The sequence below is a fragment of the Streptomyces calidiresistens genome, from assembly GCF_014141525.1.
In the GTDB taxonomy this organism is placed as follows: domain Bacteria; phylum Actinomycetota; class Actinomycetes; order Streptomycetales; family Streptomycetaceae; genus Streptomyces; species Streptomyces calidiresistens.
The window spans coordinates 1-914 of record NZ_VKHS01001318.1 but is presented as its reverse complement, the minus strand read 5'-3'; the positions used below and the strand labels follow the sequence as shown (position 1 = coordinate 914).

At 74.2% G+C, this 914-nt stretch carries 1 protein-coding gene; it reads right to left on the bottom strand.

What is annotated here, in order from left to right:
• Positions 1 to 130 precede the first annotated feature (130 nt).
• Positions 131 to 914 (bottom strand): SPDY domain-containing protein (locus FOE67_RS27080; RefSeq protein WP_182667451.1); only part of this gene is annotated, 784 nt, incomplete at its 5' end.

The window sequence follows — 914 nt, the reverse complement described above, 5'->3', positions numbered from 1 at the left end:
GGACACCCCACCCCATTGAGGGATCCCCTTCCCGTCCGTCGCGACAACGCCGCGCGCCCGACCTCCTGTTCCGGAGGGCCGGGCGCGGCGCGTTGTGGCGGGCAGCGGGCGGGAGTCAGTCGGTCGGAGGTCACAGGAGCCGGTCGCGAGTGCTGTCGGGCAGGACCCGGCGCAGGAGTGGTGCGGTGGAGGCGAGGGAGATGGCGAAGGCGGCGACGAGGTCGTGCGGCACCCCGGAGGAGAAGGAGGCGGCCCACAGGTATCCCTCGCCCGGAGTGGGCTCGGCCCATGCCTGCCATCCGGGCGGGCCGTCCTCCCCCTCTTCGGAGAGCAGGGTGCGCGGGTCGGCGTCCTGGATCAGGGGCGGTACCCCGCCCAGGTGGAGGTGACCGGTGAAGGTGGGATCCATCGCTCCCGCCTCGGGCCGGTCGATGTCGCGCAGCCAGCCCCGGGCGGTGACAGCCCCCAGGACCGACTCGGGGTCCGCCAAGGGCACGGTGGGGTGCTCGCGGGCGTCGAGGGCGGTGAGGAAGTCCGCCAGAACCTCCCCGGGAACCTCGGGGGTGAAGTACGCCGACCAGCCGGCGAGTCCGTCGGGGTGGGCGCGGCCGCTGATCTGCCAAGCGATCGGCAGGCCGCCGAGGTGGAACGGCTCGTCCGGCAGGAGCCACTGGGCCCACCGCAGGGCGTCGGGGCCGATGTGCAGGACGGTGCTGCGCACCACCTGCCGGTCCTCCGACGCTTCCTGCGGTTCCCGGCGGCCCCGCACGAGCGTCAGTCCTCTCCAACCCAGGTCGGTGAGGGTATCGGCGACGACGTCGTAGGGGCGTCCGTCGTCACCGGCCAGGTGCCGGGGCCCGACCCGGTGGACGGGCCCGGGGGAGTTGGGAGTGGACGGGTCGAGGGGAGGGTCG